Here is a 2,117-nt window from a genome sequence, read left to right on the forward strand (position 1 = left end):
ACCGGCGAATGGTTCGCGCATCAGCACTTCGGCTTCGAGCCGGACCTGATCACGATGGCCAAGGGCCTGACGTCGGGCTACGTGCCGATGGGCGCGGTGGGCATCCACGAACGCATCGCGCGGCCGATCATCGACAACGGCGAATTCAATCACGGCCTCACGTACTCGGGTCACCCGGTCGCGGCGGCGGTTGCGGTCGCGAACCTGAAGCTGCTGCGCGACGAGGGGATCGTCGAGCGCGTGAAGCACGACACCGGCCCGTACTTCCAGGCACTGATGCGCGAAACCTTCGCGCGTCACCCGATCGTCGGCGAGGTGCACGGCCACGGGATGGTCGCGAGCCTGCAGCTCGCCGAGTCGCCGGCCGAACGCCGCCGCTTCGCGAACGGCGGCGACGTCGGCACGATCTGCCGCGACTTCTGCTTCAACGGCAACCTGATCATGCGAGCGACCGGCGACCGGATGCTGCTGTCGCCGCCGCTCGTGATCTCGCGTCAGGAAATCGATGAACTCGTATCGAAGGCGAAGAAGGCCGTCGATGCGACCGCCCAGCAACTGGGCCTTTCGTAACGACTTTGCCTACAGGCGTGCGGCGGGCGCCGCACGCCGCCATAACCCAGGGGAATTCCACCATGCGTGCCTGCTTTCTTCGCCAAGCCTGTTCCGTCGCGGCCCTTGCCGCCGCGGCCGCGTTCACGTCGGTCGCCAGCCCGTCGGCGCGTGCCGACGAGCTGAACGTCTACAACTGGTCCGACTACATCGCACCCGACACGATCCCGAATTTCCAGAAGCAGACGGGCATCCACGTCAAGTACGACAACTACGACAGCGACGACACGCTGCAGGCGAAGCTGCTGGCGGGCAGTTCGGGCTACGACATCGTCGTGCCGACCTCGAACTACATGGCCAAGCAGATCCAGGCCGGCGTGTACCAGAAGCTCGACAAGTCGAAGATCCCGAACCTCGCCAACCTCGACCCGCTGCTGATGAAGATGATCTCGGATGCGGACCCGGGCAACCAGTACGGCGTCCCCTGGGCCTACGGCACGGACGGCATCGGCTACAACGCGCAGGCGGTGAAGAAGGTGCTCGGCGACAAGGCGCCCGTCGACAGCTGGGCGCTGGTGTTCGACCCGGCCAACATGGAAAAGCTGAAAAGCTGCGGCGTGTCGTTCCTCGACCAGGCCGTCGACGTGTTCGCCGCCACGCTGCAATACATGGGCAAGGATCCGAACAGCAAGAACCCTGGCGACTACCAGGCTGCCTTCGAAGTCCTGAAGAAAGTCCGCCCGTACATCACCCAGTTCAACTCGTCCGGCTACATCAACGATCTCGCGAACAACGACGTATGCGTCGCGCTCGGCTGGTCGGGCGACGTCGGCATCGCGCACCGCCGCTCGTCGGAGGCGAAGCGCTCGTACGACATCAAGTTCGCGAATCCGAAGGAAGGCGGCCTGCTGTGGTTCGACGTGATGGTGATCCCGAAGGATGCGCCGCACCCCGAGGCCGCGCTCAAGTGGATCAACTACGTGTCCGACGCGAAGGTCAACGCCGCGATCACCAACACGGTGTTCTACCCGACCGCGAACAAGGCCGCGCACCAGTTCGTGACGCCGGCCGTCGCGCAGGATCCGACCGTCTATCCGCCCGAAGACGTGCTGAAGAAGATGGTGCTGATGAAGCCGATGCCGGCCGACATCCTGCGCCTCGAGAACCGTCTGTGGGCGCAACTGAAAACCGGCCACTGATCGCCATGCATCACGGCGGCGCAGGCATCGCTCCACGCCTCGCCGCCTGAGATACGCGGACCGCCGTCCGCCCGCGCGCGCCGCGCGCACTGTTCCATCCGGCATGAGCCGTTGTCCGCGAGTCGCGTTGCGCGCCTCGCGCGGGGACGCTCACGCCCGCAATCCGTGAAGAACGAATGGTGACTCCCATGCAATCGATACCCTCTTCCGCTGCTGCACGACAGACTCAACCGGCCGCCACGGCCCGTACCAGGAACGACGCCTTCGTGCGCATCGAAAACGTCGTGAAGAAGTTCGGCGACAGCACGGCCGTCGACAACGTCAACCTGACGATCGCGAAGAACGAATTGTTCGCACTGCTCGGCAGTT

At 64.8% G+C, this 2,117-nt stretch carries 2 protein-coding genes and 1 pseudogene; all 3 read left to right on the forward strand.

Going from position 1 to position 2,117, the window contains the following annotated elements:
* Positions 1-570: aminotransferase class III-fold pyridoxal phosphate-dependent enzyme (locus WS46_RS17260; protein WP_156443146.1), on the forward strand; the 570-nt coding region annotated here is incomplete at its 5' end.
* A gap of 62 nt (positions 571-632) precedes the next feature.
* Entirely contained in the window at positions 633-1,748 is a 1,116-nt protein-coding gene (locus WS46_RS17265; RefSeq protein ID WP_059532455.1) for a polyamine ABC transporter substrate-binding protein, read from the forward strand.
* Between the two features lie 188 nt (positions 1,749-1,936).
* A pseudogene (locus WS46_RS34065) lies at positions 1,937-2,117 on the forward strand (polyamine ABC transporter ATP-binding protein); the annotation flags it as partial.

Origin of the sequence: Burkholderia sp. RF4-BP95 (assembly GCF_001521985.1) — a bacterium.
Lineage (GTDB): Bacteria > Pseudomonadota > Gammaproteobacteria > Burkholderiales > Burkholderiaceae > Burkholderia > Burkholderia diffusa.

Bases quoted from the DNA above. Each gene is read 5' to 3' on its own strand.
- WS46_RS17265 (WP_059532455.1), top strand. From the start codon at position 633: ATGCGTGCCTGCTTTCTTCGCCAAGCCTGTTCCGTCGCGGCCCTTGCC.